Origin of the sequence: Hoeflea sp. (genome assembly GCF_039975035.1) — a bacterium.
Taxonomy (GTDB): Bacteria; Pseudomonadota; Alphaproteobacteria; order Rhizobiales; family Rhizobiaceae; genus Hoeflea.
Map to the genome: position 1 here is coordinate 1 of NZ_JBDWHW010000200.1, position 19,952 is coordinate 19,952.

Consider the following 19,952-nt stretch of genomic DNA (forward strand, 5'->3'; position numbering starts at 1 on the left):
CCCGGTTGATGCAGCGCCGATCATTACCAGTGTCGAAGTCGCTGAGCTGGTAAAGTATGTCGACAATGTCTGGCACGCCACAAAGGTCTGCTTTGCGAATGAAGTCGGACGCCTCTGCAAGCCGATGGGTATCGACAGTCACGCGGTCATGGACATCTTTATCCAGGATACGAAGCTCAACCTGTCGCCATATTACCTGAAACCCGGCTTCGCATTTGGCGGTTCCTGTCTGCCAAAGGAAGTTCGAGCAGTCTCGCATCTGGCGCAGGAACTGGGTGTCGATATTCCGATGATCGACGCGCTGATGCCGTCCAATCAGGAGCAAATCGATCAGGCCGTGGATCTGGTCGAACAAACAGAGGCCAGGAAGGTTGCAATTCTGGGCGTCGCCTTCAAACCGGGCACGGACGATCTTCGGGAAAGTCCAATTCTGGAAGTGATCGCTGACCTCTTGAGCAAGGGCATTGAAGTTACCGCCTATGATCCGGCCATTCGGCCCGGCTCACACATAGCTCAACAATTTGAGTACATGCGTTATGCGGCCCCTCACCTGAAGAATGTTGTCGATGCCCTGCCCAATCTCATGAAAGAGACGCCGGAAGAGGCGATTGATCAGGCCGAAGCGATTGTTGTCTCGCAAAACCAACCGACAATCAGGAGTGTGTTGAAGTCAAAAGCGGAAGGCGCGGTGATTGTGGATCTTGTCCGCATTTCGCCAAAAGCCCAAGCGTCATCCGACTACACCGGAATAGGCTGGTAGACTGCACACTCCCGTCCGCCCTCGCTCCCCCATCGATCACCCCGAGTGGGGGCGGACACTTCGGTCATTGCTTGATTGTTAGAGTAAAAACAGCCGCACACCCAGAGCTAGCATTCAGACTTCAGCATGTGAATGATTCCGCTCTTCACCTGTCACACACAAACTTGCTACTTAACTTTGATGTTCGTCAGCAGCAATAGTTTGACCTACGCCAACTGGCCCTCACCCAGCCGAACACAATGCCTATCCATCTTTGGTTCCCTATCGGGCATATTGGTTCACAAAACCTTGGGTTGAGTGATCATTTCTTGAAGCCTGCTCCACTAGACGATCAACAATTTCAGATCCCGTTTGCTTCCATAAAATGTCAGGAATGCAGCTTTGAGATGGTGCCGAATAACTGCGGCCAATGTGTACGTGTCAGAATTAATTGGCATTGGCCGCAATTAATCGGCACCAGACAGGTTTTGCCGGGATTATCCGGGAAAATGCGCGGTTTGGTGGTTTTGAGCCACGAAAAGGAGCGTGGGGAATGCTTTAGTACGCCAGAAACTGCCAGTTTGAACGTTCTTGAAGAAGGGGCGGAAACCGCGATCCATTGAGGCGCCGATAAGCGCGGCAGGTTTTTTCACAATACCACAAACACCTGTCTGAACTTTAACCGGTGGTCGAGCCCTCACAATTGATACTGGATTGGTCGGGGACCTTCTGGAAACGTTCAGTTCATCGCTTGCTTGCCGCGCGCCGACCGGTCCTGCGACCGGAACGACGGGCGACACCAGCATAAGACATAGGCGTCAATGGCCTGCCGATTACATCGATAAACAGCGACGCCTCTACAGCGTCCAGCTCATCTGAACCATCCAGAACGTCGACGTCGTAAATCAGATCATCGGCATCGAGGGCCGGACTTTGCAAGACGACAACGACTTCCGCAGGCATATCTCGGGAATGGACCGTCAGCACCGCATTGGGCGGATCTGACTTGAAGCTATCATGGCCCTTGTCCCACTCGAAGACAAACTCTTCCGTGGTGAAACGTCCGACCACACGCTCCGGGCGATCTGAAAAATACAATGTATCAGGATTGACGCCTTCTAGGCGCAATTTGCCCCCGGAAAGGGAAACGCTCTCGCTGGTTTGAACAAAGAGGAAGTCGACAAGCTCTTCCTCGGATGCGGCGACTGCAATGCCTGGTGCAAGACCTGCGGCAGCTGCCGCCGTGATGAATGTTCTGAGTTTCATGAGACTGCCTTGCTTCACTGCTTGTTGTTATGCACTGGTGCCAGTTACCTTCCGCGTGAAGCGGAAGCTGAACTCGACCGAGGTGATTGATGCTCTGACCGACCTGTTCATTCTCAGGGTGTGCCTGCTTACATCAGGTCAGACAACGGCCCTGAGTTCGTTGCTCAAGCCGTCAGGGACTGGATCAAGGCCGTTGGAGCCACGACCGCCTTCATCGAACCTGGCTCGCCCTGGGAGAACGGATACTGCGAGAGCTTCAATGCGCGCTTGCGCGATGAATTGCTGAATGGAGAGATCTTCACCTCCCTGCGGGAGGCTCAAATAATCATCGAAAGCTGGAGGAAACACTACAACACCAAACGACCACACAGTGCCCCGAAAACTGGATATTGGGCTACCGCCCGCCGGCTCCTGAAACCATCGTCTCGATGGACCAAACGCCAAGCATGCACTAACAATCAAAGTGAACAAATTAACTGGTGCTAATCAACCAATTCAAAGGGGAGGATCAAGGCCTCTACATCCTTCGGGGGCGTCCCAAGTTACATCAGATCGGACAACTGACTGGAGTTCGCCGCTCAGGCCGTCATGGCCTGCGTCAACGCCGTCGATGTGAAGACAGCATTTATTGAACCAGGCTCAACCTGGGAAAACGGATGCTGTGAGAGCTTTAACGCCAAGTTCTGGGGTGAGTTGCTGGACGAGGAAATCTGCTTCGGTCTGAAGGAGGCACAGATCCTAATCGGACAATGGAGGAAATATTACAATACCAAGCGCCCGCACAGTGCATTGGGCTAGGGCCCTCCGGCTCCCGAAACCATAGTCGAGATGGACCAAGGACGAAGCATGCATTAACTTTTGAAATGGACCGCTCAAATGGGGCCGATCATGCCCGCGCGTAAGTCAAAGCTGGATATGTAACGCGCCTGAGCAAATATGCTCGTTCAATAAATAGCGCGACGGCAAACAATACTCTCCAAAACATCTGAAAAATGAAAATAAAAATCGATAAATGAATAAAACACTGTAATATTAATGGTTACAACATAGGCTTTAGTACCGTCGCTTTCTCGAAATCGATTGTTCCGATTTTGCACGAAACGAAATTAATACTAGTTAGAAAAATGGGGCTACTGCCACGCTTGTCTGGACTGGAATCGGTATACAGAGAAAACAATGAATAGAATTTTTGACCGCTTTAAGAACCCTGCAAACTTTCTCGCCATTCTGCTTTCCATATTACTGCTCGGCCTCCCGATTGCCGTCTGGCTGGACTTGCGGGAGTTAACCGACGAAGCCCTCACAACAGAAAATACTACGGTTGGTGAAATCATAGATGCCGTGCGGTCTTTTTATGCCAACGAGATATTGGGGCGGATCGAACCAGGCGGCGGCGATGTGCAATTCACCCATGAATTTCGGGATGTGCACCACGCGATACCAATCCCTGCAACCTTTTCCAAAGAACTTGCCGGTCTGATCAGCGAAAATGACGGGAACATCTCTTATCGCTTCGTCTCGGACTATCCATTCATTGGCCGGGGCGACAACGAATTGGATGATTTTGAAATCGCCGCGCTCGCAGCGTTTCGCGCTGGACTTCAGACGGAATACCGGGAGGCAACAGGTAGTTTGTTCAACCGAAAAATGCGAATTGCCACGCCCGTCCTGATGGGGAAAACCTGCGTTGCTTGTCATAATTCGCACGAACAAAGCCCCAAAAAAGACTGGTCAGCGGGCGAAGTTCGCGGCATCCAGGCCATAACATCCCAGCGACAGCTGGCGTCCAATATTTTCGCTTTCAAATACCTGCTTGCGTATTTTCTGTTGGCCGGAACGACCAGCGTGTTTGTCCTTGTTACTCAACAGAGCCAAAGCCGGAAAATTGTTGATTACAACACCCGGCTGAAGGGGACCAATATTGCCCTGGAAGAAACCCAGACGGAACTGACCGACACGCTTGGACGGCTGGAAGACGATCTGGAAAACGCCCGTCAGTTTCAGGAACTTGCTCTTCCCCAATCTTTTCCCAGACAGGAAGCCTTGGACTGTGCAAGCTATTTCATTCCTGCCCGCCACGTTGGCGGCGACTTCTTTGATATCTTCGAGTTGCCGGGAAACAAGGTCGGATTTGTCATGGCCGATGTATCCGACAAAGGTGTTAAGGCCGCATTTTTTGCCGCGATTACACGGTCCGTCTTGCTCGACATTGCAACAGCTGAGCGTGATCCTGCTTCAGCCCTGTCGCTGGTCAATGAACGATTGCTGACACAAAATCCGTCTGATCTATTTGTAACCATGCTCTATGGCATCATCGAAATCGATCAAAACAGTCTGACATTCGGCAATTGCGCTCATCAGACACCATTGCTGCGGAAAGCAGACGGTACCACCGAGACACTCAAGGTCGACCCCTGTGTCCCTGTTGGCCTGTTCCCGGAGATCAAGCCAGGAAAGTGTCACATTCCTTTTGCAGAAGGTGACACATTCATCGTTTATACAGACGGAGTGACGGATGCAGGCACCCATGCAGGGTCTGCATTTGGAGAGGCTCGCATCATGGAATTGATTGCAAATCCGAGCCTGAACAGTGCTGTAGAAATGGCAGACCAGATCAGATCCAGCCAGCAGGCCCATGCGCCTGGAGATCAGTTCGACGACTCTGCGGTCCTTGTTATCCGGAGACTTCCGATTTCTGAACCGGAACAGACGTCGTCCTAACCGGCTTCCATGACGACATGACAGTGGTTAAGTCCGTCTTTTCGGGAGTAATCGATACTGGAAACGAGAGCTGCAATAATCCCGGTGCCATGCCCTCCGACGTCCTCAATCTCGTCTAGTGAAAGCGCCTTGGGCTTGGGAGACCGTGGGGCGAACGCCAGACCATTGTCCTCGATCTCAAAATGAATCTTGTTCCCTTCGAAGGAAATCGTCCAGTTGATGCTGCCGGGTTGTCCATCCTCATAGCCATGCGTGATGATGTTGATAAACAGCTCTTCAGCAACAAGCCGACACCGGTGCCACTGCTTCTTTTCAACCGAATGATCACTGCAAAACGCATTAATGGCCGCTTCCAACTCGGTTAAAGCATCCAGATGATTGATCAGTTTCAGGGCGATGGAAGTAGAGCCGGTCAAACGGTCAATCCGAACTTTGAACAGCTGTATCAACGGAGGAATAGACGGGTATCAGCGTCTTCACGCCGCTGATTTCCAACACTTCCATGATTTCGGCTGATCCTTCGATCAGGGACACCTTCCCCTTCACAGCAGCCATGCGCCGGGCGACGATTAGAAGCACCCGCAAACCTGCACTCGCGATAAAACTCAATTCCGTCAGGCATATGACCAAACTGTGTCGTCCATTGCTGATCTCTTCCATCAGCATGGACTGCAAGGCAGCACAGGACTGGGCATTCAATTCGCCCTTTAGAAAAACGACGAAACACCCTTCTGTTTCCTCGGTTTTGATTTCAAGCAAGACGATCTCCCTCTGGAAGCCCTGGTTCAAGCGTTGGACTGACGTGCAGCAAGTTCTGTGAATAAGCCATTGTTGGCAATAAGCGTGTCGTAGTCACCCGATTCCACGATACGCCCCTCGTCCATAACATGCACCACGTCGCAGTTCCGTATCGTCGATATCCGGTGCGCAATCGAAATTCGGGTGATCCCCAAATGGTTCAGTGTTTCACTGACAACCCTCTGGGTTGCGTTATCCAATGCGCTGGTCGCCTCATCCAGGATCAGAATGCGTGGTTTGTTCACCAAAGCGCGCGCGATCATCAAGCGTTGAATCTGCCCACCGGACAACGCAGCCTTGTCCGCAATCAGCGTGTGCATGCCCATGGGCATGTTGCGAATATCAGCATCCAGCGCGACATGCTTTGCAGCCTCCCAGGCATCTTCCTCGGCTATTTGATCATTGCCGCCCCGAATGTTGTCCAGTAGCGATCCCGCCATCAGTCGTCCATCTTGAAGGACAACACCGATTTGCCGACGCACCCCGTTCTTATCCAGACCAGCAAGTGCGCGACCATTGTATAAAACGCTTCCCTGATCAGGTTCGTCGAACGCTAGCAGCAGTCGAACCAACGTCGATTTCCCCGATCCTGATGACCCTACGATACCCACGGATTGACCCGGTAAAATCGAAGCGGTCACGCCATTGAGAACCTGACGATCAGTTCCCGGATAGGAATAACAGAGCTGTTCCAGGTCCACCCGGCCAGTCAACACCTCGACAGCCGATCCCGAGTTCTTGGATTCCGGACTGGCTTCCAGGATCGGGCGCCCATGATCTAAGACCGGCTTCAAAGCCAGCAGCGACAGCGAAATCCCGGAAAGCCCCAGCAAACCTGACATGGTGTTTGAAAACGCCGCAAGGAATGCCGCAATGGTGCCAGTTGTCATTCCATTCTGATTCAGGTCGAAGAAATGGATGGCGCCAAATATGAGCATCAAACCGCCAATCATGGCACTTTGTATCGAGATGGTAGACGCCATCTGAATTTGTCTGGATTTGATCAGGTTTCCAGTCAGTTTTGCATACTCACCTGCCCATTGGTGAAACCGTGGCACTTCAGAGGCGGACAATCTGATTTTTTCGATACCAAGGATGGTCTGGAACAACTCCCCGGTGATCTGCGCCGACCGATTGAGTTCGAGCCGCTGGTAGTGCATGCCCAGATAACCCAGACCGAAATTGAGTGCGACCACAACGAGTGAGAATCCAATCGCGATCAACGCAAGTGGTACCGAGTAATAGAACAGCAAGGCAGCTGAAAAAACTGCAAAAACACTATTGAGCAGCGAATTGATCAATGCACCGGTGAACACCTGTTCAATACTGCGTACGACCATGGCACGCGATGCAAGGTCACCGGATGAGAATGAGCTGAGCAACGTGATCGGCAATCTGAGAACACGGTCAATGATCCCGGCTTCCAGCCTTCCCCCTGCCCAGCCTTCCATGCGAAGTGTGGCGACCTGTGATGCGTATCGACAAAGAATAATACAGGTTCCGACAGCGACAAGAATTGCAATCAGCTCCATCAACTTGCCGAAATCACCGCTCGGAATGATCTCATCAATGACAAATCCGACGGCTATGGGCACGCCAAGTCCCAGAATGCCTCCGATGATTGATACAGAAAGAATGACAAGAAGATCATTGAGACGGTTGTCAAAGATCCGCATGACGAAAGCCTTGGCCGTCAAAGGCTCATCACTCAGCGGCGGATAGGGCATGTAGGCCTGGCCCTGCAACGCATCCGCATCGGTGTGGTTCAGCTTTCGCTTTTCCCTGGTTGCCGGATCATAGAGCCAATAGGACCGGCGTCCGAGGCGAGATCGCTTTTCCGGGAGCAATGCAAACGGTTCACCGGTCGTCTGGTCAATGAACAGCAATGGCCCAGAATCCTGACATGACCAGCCTCGCGCCAGCTTCACTTCCCGCAAGCGAAAAGAATTTGCGTCAAGGATTTCGTCCAGCGACCGTTCCCTAAGCATCGAGCTGACTTCCGAACGCACCGGCTGATAGTCAATGTTCAATTCCCGGCACAGTTGCGCGCAAACTAGCTCAAGAGGGTCTTCAGGCAGCGCACCCTTCACATGTGCCTGTTCATCGACCTCGCCGCTGACAGCGCCATGGAGGCGCGCAAAGGCGTCACTCGACAGCGCCGTCTGACGTCGTTCAAATTCCTTGATGCGATTAACGTCATCTCCTGCCAGCAGGCGGAGCGTCTCGGGCAAAAACTCGAGCAAAGCAGTCTGAAAGTCCTCCAGGCATGCCCAGATACTGCCTTCCTGAAGAAGGCTGCCTGTTGTAGAAGCGACCAAAGGCCCTGTTTCTATTGCCATATACCAGGAGCGGTCATTCACGGGGACATGGCTTGTCTGATCCAGCGGGATCGTTTCGAACATAAGATGCGGCGCACCTTTCTGTGCCACCCATGTCATACCGCTTCGTGAACTGAATAGGGCCCCTGCTCTCAGATCGTCTGAGTGGGTTGGCGATGCCAGTGTTTCAAATTCTTCAGGACGGGGCAGCAGCGTGCCGGCGCAATCCAGAAGATGGTCAACCCATTGATCTACACCGTTGATCAACCGCGAAACGCCAACGGCTCTGATCAGGTCCTCTGTCCAGGTATCATCGCCAAAATGGATGATCTCGGTATCGTGACCACCGACCGCAACCAGGGTCACGCCGTCATTCAAAAGACCAGACGCGTCGAACGCAACCTGTTCGCCATTATCTGAGACTGCCCGTTTCAGGTTTCCGCCAAAAACCGTGCCACCGGCAACGACATCGAACAGGAATTTCCTGCCGCCTTGAGCGATACCAGGTCCTGTTTCAGGTTTTCCCTGGTGGCCGGGCTTCTCCACGAGGAAAATCTGCACGTTTCCCTCGACCAGATAGAAGGCACCTGTCATTGATTTGAGATCGAGCGGTTCTGATCTGACTAAACGTTCGCTATGGCGGACCACGGATTTGTCCATCATCATGCCTGCATCAATCGCGCGTAAGGGCCATCGCTTGCCAACATGCTGTCGTGAGCGCCACGTTCGACAATCTGTCCCTGGTCCAGGACAATAATTTCATCACAATCGCGCACGGTACTCAGTCGATGGGCAATGATGAGGCACGAGCACCCCCGGCGTTTCAGGTTCTCGATGATCCGGTGTTCAACAACCGGATCCAGCGCGCTCGTCGCTTCATCAAGAATCAGAATGCTTGGTTCCGTTGCCAGCGCACGCGCAAGTTCAAGCCTCTGCCGCTGACCGCCTGACAAGTCGCGCGCACCTTCTTGAATGGTGCCCTTGTATCCACCTGGCCTTTGCATGATATCGTCATGGATTTCCGCATCGCGCGCAGCTTGGATCACCAAGGCCTCCGGCATGGTGGGGTTCCACATCGAAATATTGTCATGAATGGACCCTTCAAACAGAAAGATCGACTGATCGACGACCGTCACCGACCGGCGCAAACGTTTTCTGGATATATCTGAAAGAGGGGAACCGCTGATGCTGACCTCCCCTGACCAGGGCTGGTTGAGGCCGGAACATATTCTGCCGACCGTTGACTTGCCGCTGCCACTCGCCCCGACCAGCGCAACCCATGCACCCGGACGCAAGGAAAACGACAGGCCGTCGACCAGCGGTTTCTCGTTCACATTGTAGCCAAATCTGATATCGGCAACGCTCAGCGTTCCGACGAGTTTGCCTGTCACACCCAGCGCTGTCGCCGTGCCTTCAATTTCTGAGACTTCTGCGGCCTCGAATTCCGGGGATATGCCGTAAGCAGTCACGTCTTCGATCTGCTCAATCGATCCACCAGCCTGCCGAAGCGATGAAACGGCCGCTTGAACACCCCCGACCTGGCCGTTGAAATTCGATTGCAAGCTCATGAAGGCGAGAAGCATCCCGATCGTCAGATCGCCTGATAGAACCAGGACTGTTGCAAAGCCGAGCGTGAACATCTTGCCTGCGAAATCGACGACTTCCGGCACCAGCGCCATCTTTGCCTGGACACGCCCCAGTGCCTGGCCCGAATTGATGACGCGGGCATTGTTTCCTGCCCAGTTTTCAAAGAACATCTTGTCAGCACCGTTGACCTTTAGAGTCTCCGCCTGCGCGAGCCCCTGCAGCAGCTTCCCTGAGGCTTTCATCAAGTCCATCGTGTGCCTTCTATGATAGTCGGCGAGACGGTTTTGATTTGCCAGATAGGCAATTATCGAGATCGAGCTGGCCAGGACCGCGGCAAGTGTTAGCCAGACACTGTAAAGAGCCATCACCACCAGAAAGAAAACTATGGCCACCACGCCGACAACGAGCTGAACGATTGTCGCGCTGCCAAGCGATGCTATTTGCTCGGCCATATCAACTCGACTGGCAAGTACTCCTGGTGACCGCTGGCCGTAGAATTGTATCGGCAGCCTCAATAGCCTCCAGACATAGTCCGCTGCCGTCTTCGCCGTTATGCGTGAGGCGAGTTGCAGCAAAGCCCATTGATTTAGCCAGTTCAGAAAAAGTTGAGCTAGGAATATTCCAACGCCGGCAAACAGGAACACAATAATCCAGTCCCTCTGACCTCCGATGAGGTAATCGTCAACGAAGATACGCGTCAAACTCGGAACAACCAGACCCGGGATAATGAGCAGAATTCCCGTCATCGCCGCAAGAAACACAATAAGCCTAATGCCCTTGCTCATGCCCCAGATCGACGGCCAAACGGCGAGTGCGGCGCCCCCTTTTTCGAAGATCTCAGAGGGTTCAAAGGTCAGAACAACGCCAGAATACCTTTTGTCGAACAAATCGGGTGCGAGGGCATAACGCCCTCCTGCGGGGTCATTGATCTTGAAGTTACGGCCATCGAAACCCTCCAGTACGACAAAATGCGCCCTGTCGACGAATATGATGGCCGGTGTCCGGACAGTCTTGAGCTTCTCGACCGAATAGGCGTACCCCTTGGCGTTCAGTCCAAACAACCGGGCCGACTTGATGATCGATGACGCCTTGCTGCCGTCCCGTGATACCCCGCAAAGACTGCGCAGCTCGGGAATGGGAACCCAGCGGCCATGATAGGCCAGGATGATGTAAAGGCTGACGGCACCGCATTCGAGCGGGTCAACCTGGAACTGAACAGGTGTCTTGCAGACCTTTGACGGTTTGGTGCGCGTGTTTGTGGATTTCGCTGCCGCGTCCCCCATCACAGGCCGGAACCTGTAAATCCGATCTCCGCCAATACTGTTTCTGCGCGTGGAATTACAAGAGCAATGATTGGAATGCGATCAACAATGACCTTCGCATGCAGCAATGTGCCACTTTCCACCTGCTTGTCGAGACCTATGCCATTCGACCAGGCGTACTTGCTGACTGTCCTGTCGTCCCTGATCAGTTCGACAACGACTTCAAATGGCGGGCCATCCCGGGTCATGACGTCAACAAGACTGTTGTTGCGCAGCGTTGCCTGAATGCTTTCGCGGGTCGCGGGGATAAGCGACACTTCCAACACCCGTCCCACCAGATAACTGTCCCGCTCCAAACGCGCTGTAGCCGGAACGATTTGCACTGGCATGCCCGGCCTGAGTTTCTTGCCATCCGAAGAATTGGCGTAAAGCCTGGCTACAAGCTCCTGATCAGCCTGATCAGACGGCAGTGATACGACCCGCAAAATAGCTTGGCCCACTGAAACAATATCACCTGAACGAACCGAAACTTCCGCGACTGTTCCAGTAACATCAGATACGATTTCTCTTCTCCGGTCCGCTTCGGTTCTCAGCGTCGTGAGATCGGTCTGAACTCTGGCGATATCCAGATCCAAACCCAGTAATTCGCGAGCATCAGCAGTCGATAATTTCGCACGATCAGACATGACAGCGGCGAGCTCGCTGCGTGCATCATTTAATTGGCTCTCAGTCTCCAGCATTTCGCTTCGCGCAGCCAGATACCTTGGACGCGTGGTGATGCCACGGTCCAGAAGGCCCCGCATTGTCTTTTCGCTATCCTGATTGATGACCAGCGTCTTTTCGAGCGTCTCTATCCGCTGCCTGATACTGCGTTCGTTTTGCTCAAGCAGGGCGGATTGGGAAGCTGCGGTTGTTTGCTGAAATTCAGCGATCTGTTGTTTCTTGGCCAGCAACTGTTCCAGCTCGGCATTTTTGGACGCAATGCTTTCGGCAATCGAGGGCTGCACAATCTCGGCCACGGGATCGCCTTTTTGGATTTGATCGCCCACCTTGAATTCAAGGCTGGCTATTTGCCCCTGTGACGTCGCCGAGACTTCGGCAACGCCCGTTTTGGCAAGAATGATCCCTTGCGCGGTTATCTTGACCGGTGCGGTGCTATAAAAACTCCACACCACCACACCGGCCATCGATACAGCAAGAAACCAAAAGGCAAGCCACGCCACCGGTGCGCTAACCCTCACCAGTTGGTCAAGTTCTTCCGGACCGGGTGGGCGGACGATTTGGCGTTTTGCCATATTCTATGCACCGTTCAATCTACTATGTACGCCAGGTAGCCTAGAGCAAGCCAAGGTCTCTATATTTCTCGGGTGACGGCAAAGGCGGGATTTCCGTACCCCAATCACTTGATCCGGGGGGACCGGAGGGCACGGGTACCGTGCGAAATTTTTTATACCAGTCATCTGATGGTGGCATGCATCCGCCAGCAAAAATCCCCCCCGACACCCTTTCCAGATCGTCATCACTCAACTCGTCACCCTGCAAATCACCACTGGCTATCAGACTGGACCTCATGCCTCCCTTGAAGGCTGCGACTTCTTCGGGCACGACTTCAAAGCCACGAGACGTGGCAAATGCGGAAACGGTTGAATTCGAATCAATGTCGGCACCTGCCACCGCAGCGCCAAGTTCGGCAGTTAGCGCGGAATCCTGCAATGTGGCCTCCACGAATGCCATCAGATTTTCCATGCTCATCAGAACGTCTCCAGAAACATCAGAACGAAACGAAAAGGGGGCAATGCGCCCCCTCGGAATTTGTCACCTGGTTTTATCCGATGCCCAAAAAATCTGAGACGGGTGAGCCGCCGCCGGTAACAGCGCCGCCGATGGAAGCATTGCTTTCAACCCACCTCACGTCCTTTGCAGTCTGGCCCTTGCCGCGAGTGGCTTCGTTAACACTGACTCCAGCTGCCAGGACACTAACGGCGGCAAGAAACCAACCGCCAGAAACCGATTCCAGTTCTTCATCTGAAAGTTCGATCCCGGCATCAGGCGAATTTTTGGCGACTTCGGCTCTTATTGCAGAACGGACTTTCATTGCTTCTTCGGCAGTGAATTCGAGCCCATTTTGAGCACCAAGTTTCGAAATTGCTTCGCACTTCTGTTTTGGGTCAGAAACTCCGGAAATTGCCTCACCCAACGCTGCCATGGCAGCGTCATCACTTGTGACTTTGGACAGGAACTCACCAGCTGCTTCGATTGTCATTTTCATTCTCCCAATTGAACTAGTAACTAATACGTACGAAGCATGCGAAGCAACCACATGAGCAACATTGCTCAAATGTTGCATTTAAATCAAAAAACTTCGAATGAATGGAATTACCGACAAATAACGCCTTGTCACCCGGCAATATCCAATCGGTTATTTGTGTAGTGGTAGTCCCTGCATTTAGGCGCGGTCATGGTGCCACTTCATGTATTTCCGTCTGAAGGTTGATTAAAAACTGGCGCGTAAACATTATTGAATCTTGCCGATAATCTTGAAGACAGCCAATGCATCGGAAAGCTCGGCGTTTCGGGTGATCCCGAGTTTTGCATAGATCGCCTGGATTTGATTGCGAACGGTCCTGAGTGATTTATCTTGTGAACTGGCAATTTCTGTTGGTGTTTGCATTGCCATCAGCCTCCTGCAGATTTCCGCTTCCCTGGGTGTCAGCTGAAAGACATCCAGCAGAATGCTGTCATCGATGATGAAGGTATCTTTTTGGCCGATAAATATGGCGACGCGTGGCTGCGGTCCATAAAGCAAACTCTGCAAGTCGCTGTTTCGCGTGGTCGAGGATCTGAAAGGTATGATGCGGATAGATTGAAAACCCTCCTCCGTGTGACATCTGAAGCCACTGGGCAGCTGGTTTTTTGCCGCTGAACTTATCTTTTCGCGTAGCAAGGCAGTGTCATCATCGTTTGGCAAGGCAATGTAGCCCTTCGAATCCATCCTCAACGATTCTGGATCATCCAATAGGCCGTCTCCGGCGCTGTTTGCGATCAGGAATTTCCCTTTGTCATCAGTGACGATCGAGGGAATAACCAGCGCATCCATCAACCCGCTGAACTCGCTGGCGATCGTTCGTGTCACATGCAGCCTTCGAAATTGCTCCGTAGCACGCGAGAGATGCGGCGCCAGCAATTTCAACAAGGATCTCAGCGAGCCAATTTGTCCGTTTTTCTTTGCAGTGGAATAATAAAGGTTCAGAACCAATGAGCGTCCTCCCCCTTGCGCGATTACAAACCCAGTGACCGCATCAAGGCCTTGCGGTTGAAACCAGCTGCGAAAAAATTCGGTCTCATGAAATGAACCGTTGGGGAGAAGTTCAGATTGACAAAATACCTGACCGACCGGCAACCGGCTCTGTACCCGTGTCAGTTCGTTGCCGCATGCAAACTCCTCAGCATACCGCTCGAGCCATTCCTTGGATAACCCGGAAGATACGAAAACTTGATCCTTTTGACCGGCGTCCTGCCCGATCATTGAAACAGCAATACCTGGATAAAGTTCACAGAGGGCCTCGACGAATGCGACCCACTGGTTTTCGTGCATTGTGGATTCATAAATACAGTCTATCAGAGCACTGATCTTATCATTGCTCAGTTCCATAAAAATATTTCCCCCAAACTAGACGCAGCAAAACAAAATTCGAACCACGACTCGATAGTGTCATTTTCTGTTAGATAAACAACTTAATGAAATTTCAAATAAAATCATCTTTGATGATTGATTCTAAAAATAGTTTTTATTTGGATGGACTTGTCAGTGGAAGACCAGGGTATGGTAGTCCTGTATCTCGCTGTATGAAATTCCAGCCCAGACCTATTTGGCCCTCCTGTCCGCAATCAGGGCAATTGGAACAAATGCCAGCAAGATTTGATGGAGAACCAGCTGTTCTCAAGTAGCATTGCGTGACGCGCGAAGAGGTTTCTGCAGCCCCCCGCAGGTACAATTGCATTTGGGCGCCAATACACGGCATGCCCCGGCCGACAAGGACTTTAACCTGATGCAACTTCGAGACAATTTCTTCTGGCTTTGGTCGCTTCGTGGACATTCGTGATCCTGCGTTTTCCTAAACATAATGGCGGATCACTTCAATGGGGGTGGATCAAAAGAGTTCCGAACTCTCATAAGGACCGAAGATTTCTCCCTTTTGCGCGAAAGCGCCTTAAAGGCTATCCTTTGCATGTACAACCAACGCAAATTTAGGCGTATTGTGTTCCCCGGCTTCGCCCATACCAAGCGGATAAAACTCTTCTCTTGTGATCATCTGATTGCACCCATTTCCGCAATTCGCAGTCGAATGACCACAAAAAAAGGCAGCCACTCAAAGGCTGCCCTCTGGGTTGGCGAAGAAATGTGAAGTTGTCAGTTGCATATCTTCCCATGCGTTATTGTCTGCTCCACGCTGTAGCCGGGCACCTCGAATGAAAAGATCCGATAGGTCTCCCCTAGGAACACATAACCTGCGAAAAAGAACGGCGCCCCGGTGTAAGCCTCAAAACCATTTTTTGCGTTCACCGTACCGCAGATCTTACCCGCCTCACCGCTGACGGGGAACACTCGAAAAGGTCACTAAACTGGCACTGAGACTGCGCTGTCGTTGCTTGTCAGTTCCGACTTGTTAAAAAGTTGGACGGTCTGATTACCAACAACAGGTCTTTTGACCTGGGTGATATGCTATACGAGAACCGGGCCATCCAAGGCAGAAAACACGTCAACTTCACCCCGCCAGCAATTTCAAGTCCTTCTTGCTGCCGTAGATCGTGAGGAAAGCGGTTTTGAGGTGATGCATCTGGATGCTGCCATGACCGCCTGTCATCTTCCCGGAAAAGTTAAGCAACCGAACGAGATCGCGCACGGATGTCTGCGGACCGTAGCGCCTCAGGGCCTCATAGGCGTCCCTGCCCTCTACATTAAAGTCGATGCCGATGCTGCAGCAGTCTTCTTCCGTTGGTGGACCAAGATCGACGCGCATTCCAAGACGGCTGACAATCTGCTGCAGGGCTGAATCATGGCTTTACGTGCGGGCAAGCCGCTTGTCATTGCCGCTGAGCACAAGCGAACAACCACTCAGCTCCTGAAGGCGCAGCAGTTCCCGGAGCGGCGCCAACTCCAGCATCTGGACTTCGTCCATGATCAGCATGGGACGCTGAGACCATGACCAGCACCCTTTGAGCCGTTCCTCCGCTGTATCTGCCAGATCGGCACTGTACTGATTGTACGCCGAGCCGCCGGTTGCCTCGACGATCATCTTCAGCATGCCCTTCATGCCCTTGCTCGGTTGTCCCACCTCGCAATAAAACGCTTCCATCGTCTTGGAGTAATGCCGAAGCGCCGTCGATTTTCCCATGCCAGGCTTGGAATTGATCAGTACCGGATAGTCTGGAATATCGCGGGCAATCTCCATTGCCTTCAGGATCTCGCGACTTGCAGCAATATCGACAAAACCCGTCCCGGACCGCCGCACGATCTGTTCATTCATGAGCCATGTCCTCTTAACGCGCTGAAGGCAGCCTCCCGATTTGCCGCGATTTCACGCCGCTCGCGTTCATCTTCGGTCAGCGAAGGCAGTATCTCAGAAGCCGGAAGGATCGCCTGAGCATAAACCTCCTCTCCTGTGACCCGAACCGTTGCACGAGGGCTGTCTGGTAAAATTGGCGACGCAGTCCGACCCAGCTCGACCAGAGCCGCACCAACATCAACATTGGGTACAGACTTATCGAGAGTTCTCAGAGCCCTATTGCGGCGCTTGACTCGGTCCGCCGAGCGTTTGGCGCCACGCGGATCATTGAATGCAAACTCTTCCTGAGGCGTAGCGATGCCGAGGAGTTCACCGTCCGGCCCAGTCAGCCTCAGCGCGTTGTAGCCATGGAACTGCGGGATATGCACCGTCACAGTGTCATGGAAACAGGTATCGAGCTCATCGCATGTCCAGGTCCTTCCACCGACCGAAATCCCGTGCTGGCGAACTTTCCGGGTCTCCGGCCTGGTGAAGACTGTATGCAGTCGGGACGGATCCATCACTGTTGCCGACCAGCCTTGCTGGACATGGGTCTCGAATGTTTGCCTTGGAGATTGGCCCTTCAACGCGCCGGATTGCGGCAGCACCTCATAGGCATTGAGCAGCTGTTTAAACAGGCTTTGAAAGCCCCTGAAATCGCCTTCGAAGGGCTTGGGAGGTTTGCCGAGCGTCGACCGTTTCGGGTTCATCCGGTCATCGCCGATATAACCGGGGCACGTCCTCAGGAACTGTTGCTCAAAATGACCGAACCAGGCCTCGATCGGCTTGGCAGATGCATTATAGGGCAAGGCCCGGATAACGCGGGACTTGCCCGGCTCCCCAACGACTGGAATCTGCAGCTGCATGGCATCATCCAGAAAGTCAGCGAAGAGATATTCTTTGCCGTTGTCGCAATACAGCGACTTCGGCAGACCAAAAGCTGAATGCTGCGCCATGGCAGCAAAGGCCTCGATCACATCAACATTGCGAACCCCGCCCTTGGTCTCGATGAAGACCAATTCGCACCAGACGCGTCTTGTGGCCATGTCCATGAAGGCCAGCAGCTTTGGCGTGCCTGTTGTGCCATTCTCGCGTGTCAGGAGAACATTGATGTGATGCACATCCATCACCACACAGTCCATTGGCAGCATGCCGTCGGTCGTGCGCTTGACGCGGGGCCGGTCGTCCTCACTGGCCTTGCGGTCATACTTGTGTCGGTAGACCTTGCTCAGATGTTGCTCAGACCGGATCAGGGATCTCGGCACCCGGCAGACACGCTCAAGCTCCGCCTGATCATTCAAGGCAAAGCCATTGGCAAGACTCATCTTCTTCAGATAATCCGATGCCAAAACAAGAACCACTTTGCCAACAGCCCCACCCTTGATCAGCCCCCTCACCTGCTGGCGTAAAGCGTCGGAGATCTCGGCCCTGGTCTCATTGTCGAAACGCTCAGAGACCGCATTGTCCCATGCGCGCGAGATGAAAACCCGCTTCCGGCCACGGTCGGAGCGCTTGGCACGTTTTAGCCCGAGTGGCCCTTCGGCTTCATAATGCTTGATCCAGGAATAAAGTGTTCGCCGCTTCAGAACGGTTGAATTACCATTCCAGTCGACAACCGTTTCACCTTCAAGCTGGATGATTGCCTTTCCGCGTTCGATCGAGCCCGCCTTGGTACCCAACAGATCTGCAAAGGTTTGCTGGAACCACGCGACCTTTCGGCTGAAATCTGAAGGAACCGAATATCTTATGGGAGTTGCGGACGCGCGCCCAGGACCTGAAGGCACTTTGCCAATGGTCTGAAGGTTAAGCGGCAAGCTACACACCATGACTTCATATGACAGGCCAGACCGTCCTCCGGTCCCATCAACCAATCTCACTTCAAGTTTCTGCTTTCGCCAAGGTTTTCCAGCATGAGCACGCTGGAGGGCCTGCCGCGCCTTGCGTGGTGAAATGCCGGCGCGGTCCGCGAATTCCAGAACGCTCAGCCACATCGCGGGGCATTCGACGCCATCAAACCAGCAGCAAGCTGAATCCGAGCAACGAGGGCTACTGCATTGGTGCTCTTGTTCTCTCCACTCAGGGACTGCTCGGCAGTTCGCCTCACAATTCCGTTGGCCCTGCACCATGCGTTCAGTGACGAGCCCTGTAATACAAAGCCTGCGCGCACAGCACGCAACAGCTGATCATTGGTTTTAAGTGAACGGTAATCCATAATATGCATCCTAACAGTCTGCATTTTGCAGCATGACAATCGCCATATCGAAGATGTCAAACAGAAGTCAGCATAATGCGGATCTTGAAAATATGAAAAAGGGCATAAAAGTAGACGCCAATGAGGTAATTGTTCGCCTCAAAACATCAACAAATACAAAGACTGACGTCGACCTGGCTATATATTTTGAAGTCTCCAACAAGGCAATATCATCCTGGAGAACGAGAAACTCCATCCCCCTGGAGTTCCTGCTGCAAGCCTGTGCCGGAACAGGAGAAAAGATAGATTACTTTCTTTTTGGCGAAGCATTTCCAAGACAGCAGACTGGTTTTCCCGATTCCGGAATTGATGACTTTCGAATTACGACGATGAAGCTAACTGGCGAACGGATCCTCATAGAGATTCTCGAAAAACATGCACCTGAAGAACTTGCCTTCATGGAACCGAAAGAAACATTGGCCGAAGGGGAGTCCATCGGCATGGCGATGCTGATTTTTGCCGATTATATCGAACGGGAGAAGAAGGCACTTGTAGACAGCGGACGCATGACGAACGACGAATTCAAGGAATATATCCGAAACGTCGACTGCTACGACCTCCCCTACTTTGCACGAGCGTTCAAACACCGAAACAAACAGGGTCCGCAATAGGTCCGCAATCGGATAACAGCCAGCCAAATGAAAAGCGTCAGCAGTTAAAAGCTACTTTTGTTTTCAATATGTTCCGTAATTAAACTGCACTGACTGATATTGCGGCCCCTACGGTCCGCAAACGAACCTTACCCAACCTGTTGAAAACAAACCACACTTGGTACTTTAGTGCCGTTTAATTCTGGCCAAAAGCTCATCGTCCAGTGCCGAATAATTCTGACAATCACAGTGCCAACTATCTCTGACAACTGTACATGTCAGAATTAATTGGCATTGGCCGTAATTATTCGGCACCAGAAAGGTTTTGCCGGGATAAGGCGGGATTTGACGGTTTTGAGTTATGTTAGTGTGCCGAAATCATATTCCGAGTGACGGGAGTGGGCGTCTCTCTCCCACAACCAGTTTTTCTTAGAAAACTGCAGTCCACAAATAGCGTTCAAAAACGTCAATAGCGACCTTAACTTGCACGAAGGGTTGTTCACCGCCTACTAGTGGAGATTGGGCTTCAGTTTCATACTTCATTCGCGTATGGCGAAGATGGGTGAAATCCCTCTTAAGCAATTAAACAATCTGGCCCCATAGGCGCTGACGGAGAATCCTCTACTCAAAACATAGGGCGAAAGAAGACGCCCTGTTGGCGAGAAATGATGCTGGTACCGGCCAACTATGCAGGCGCGGTTCTTGTTTATCTGCCTGGAACAGAAGCTATTCGGCTCTTCTGTTCATCCATCCGAACCGGTACTCGCTGAAAGAAGTTCATAGTTTTCAAGGACAATCTGGCTTCTGCTAACCGATATCAGTCCCTTCTTTTGAAACTTGTCCAATGTCATTGTAACCCACTGACGCGTTGATC

Annotated in this window: 16 protein-coding genes and 2 pseudogenes; 6 read left to right on the forward strand and 12 right to left on the reverse strand. The window is 52.4% G+C overall.

The genetic code is table 11. From position 1 onward, the window contains the following. Both ABJN75_RS17770 and ABJN75_RS17775 read left to right on the forward strand, forming a co-directional pair. On the forward strand, positions 1 to 760 hold a 760-nt coding region (locus ABJN75_RS17770; protein WP_348440919.1), incomplete at its 5' end, for a UDP binding domain-containing protein. A 239-nt stretch (positions 761 to 999) separates the two neighbouring features. Beyond that, entirely contained in the window at positions 1,000 to 1,362 is a 363-nt protein-coding gene (locus ABJN75_RS17775) for a hypothetical protein (RefSeq protein ID WP_348440920.1), read from the forward strand. A gap of 121 nt (positions 1,363 to 1,483) precedes the next feature. Here the strand turns inward: ABJN75_RS17775 and ABJN75_RS17780 are convergent, their stop codons facing one another. Next, positions 1,484 to 2,023 carry a hypothetical protein gene (locus tag ABJN75_RS17780; protein WP_348440921.1) on the reverse strand — a complete coding sequence of 180 codons (540 nt, stop codon included), beginning with the start codon at positions 2,021 to 2,023 and terminating at the stop codon, positions 1,484 to 1,486. Between the two features lie 34 nt (positions 2,024 to 2,057). Here ABJN75_RS17780 and ABJN75_RS17785 point away from each other — a divergent pair. The 3 genes and pseudogenes from ABJN75_RS17785 to ABJN75_RS17795 all read left to right on the forward strand — a co-directional run. Beyond that, positions 2,058 to 2,460: pseudogene (locus ABJN75_RS17785) on the forward strand (integrase core domain-containing protein); the annotation flags it as partial. Between the two features lie 76 nt (positions 2,461 to 2,536). Then, positions 2,537 to 2,803, forward strand: a pseudogene (locus ABJN75_RS17790) (transposase); the annotation flags it as partial. Positions 2,804 to 3,181: 378 nt separating this feature from the next. After that, the gene (locus ABJN75_RS17795) at positions 3,182 to 4,726 is read left to right on the forward strand and encodes a SpoIIE family protein phosphatase (protein WP_348440922.1); all 1,545 of its coding nucleotides are present in this window, start codon (positions 3,182 to 3,184) and stop codon (positions 4,724 to 4,726) included. Here ABJN75_RS17795 and ABJN75_RS17800 read toward each other — a convergent pair. From ABJN75_RS17800 to ABJN75_RS17850, 11 genes are all read right to left on the reverse strand, one after another. Beyond that, positions 4,723 to 5,142: an ATP-binding protein gene (locus tag ABJN75_RS17800; protein ID WP_348440923.1), complete on the reverse strand. Its 420-nt coding sequence runs from the start codon at positions 5,140 to 5,142 to the stop codon at positions 4,723 to 4,725. The two genes, ABJN75_RS17795 and ABJN75_RS17800, sit on opposite strands and share 4 nt — an antisense overlap. A 4-nt stretch (positions 5,143 to 5,146) precedes the next feature. After that, complete coding sequence (locus ABJN75_RS17805) at positions 5,147 to 5,485, reverse strand: STAS domain-containing protein (RefSeq protein WP_348440925.1); 339 nt, start codon at positions 5,483 to 5,485, stop codon at positions 5,147 to 5,149. Between the two features lie 26 nt (positions 5,486 to 5,511). Then, a complete protein-coding gene (locus tag ABJN75_RS17810; RefSeq protein ID WP_348440926.1) occupies positions 5,512 to 8,508 on the reverse strand; it encodes an ATP-binding cassette domain-containing protein in 2,997 nt (998 codons plus the stop codon). After that, entirely contained in the window at positions 8,505 to 10,712 is a 2,208-nt protein-coding gene (locus ABJN75_RS17815; RefSeq protein ID WP_348440927.1) for an ATP-binding cassette domain-containing protein, read from the reverse strand. Before ABJN75_RS17815 ends, ABJN75_RS17810 begins: the two co-directional genes overlap by 4 nt. Further along, positions 10,712 to 11,986 carry an NHLP bacteriocin system secretion protein gene (locus ABJN75_RS17820; protein ID WP_348440928.1) on the reverse strand — a complete coding sequence of 425 codons (1,275 nt, stop codon included), beginning with the start codon at positions 11,984 to 11,986 and terminating at the stop codon, positions 10,712 to 10,714. Before ABJN75_RS17820 ends, ABJN75_RS17815 begins: the two co-directional genes overlap by 1 nt. A gap of 40 nt (positions 11,987 to 12,026) precedes the next feature. After that, on the reverse strand, positions 12,027 to 12,443 hold the full coding sequence (locus tag ABJN75_RS17825; RefSeq protein WP_348440929.1) for a hypothetical protein: 417 nt from the start codon (positions 12,441 to 12,443) through the stop codon (positions 12,027 to 12,029). 73 nt (positions 12,444 to 12,516) lie between these two features. Next, the gene (locus ABJN75_RS17830) at positions 12,517 to 12,954 is read right to left on the reverse strand and encodes a class IIb bacteriocin, lactobin A/cerein 7B family (RefSeq protein WP_348440930.1); all 438 of its coding nucleotides are present in this window, start codon (positions 12,952 to 12,954) and stop codon (positions 12,517 to 12,519) included. A 252-nt stretch (positions 12,955 to 13,206) separates the two neighbouring features. Further along, positions 13,207 to 14,343 carry a helix-turn-helix transcriptional regulator gene (locus ABJN75_RS17835; RefSeq protein ID WP_348440931.1) on the reverse strand — a complete coding sequence of 379 codons (1,137 nt, stop codon included), beginning with the start codon at positions 14,341 to 14,343 and terminating at the stop codon, positions 13,207 to 13,209. 1,114 nt (positions 14,344 to 15,457) lie between these two features. Then, positions 15,458 to 15,712 (reverse strand): hypothetical protein, encoded by a 255-nt coding sequence (locus ABJN75_RS17840; protein WP_348440932.1) that lies wholly within the window; start codon positions 15,710 to 15,712, stop codon positions 15,458 to 15,460. A 42-nt stretch (positions 15,713 to 15,754) separates the two neighbouring features. Beyond that, positions 15,755 to 16,219: an AAA family ATPase gene (locus ABJN75_RS17845; RefSeq protein ID WP_348440933.1), complete on the reverse strand. Its 465-nt coding sequence runs from the start codon at positions 16,217 to 16,219 to the stop codon at positions 15,755 to 15,757. Continuing rightward, positions 16,216 to 18,363 (reverse strand): transposase, encoded by a 2,148-nt coding sequence (locus tag ABJN75_RS17850; protein WP_348440934.1) that lies wholly within the window; start codon positions 18,361 to 18,363, stop codon positions 16,216 to 16,218. Before ABJN75_RS17850 ends, ABJN75_RS17845 begins: the two co-directional genes overlap by 4 nt. 118 nt (positions 18,364 to 18,481) lie before the next feature. Between ABJN75_RS17850 and ABJN75_RS17855 the strand changes: the two genes are divergently transcribed. Next, complete coding sequence (locus ABJN75_RS17855) at positions 18,482 to 19,099, forward strand: helix-turn-helix domain-containing protein (protein ID WP_348440935.1); 618 nt, start codon at positions 18,482 to 18,484, stop codon at positions 19,097 to 19,099. The last annotated feature ends 853 nt before the right edge of the window (positions 19,100 to 19,952 follow it).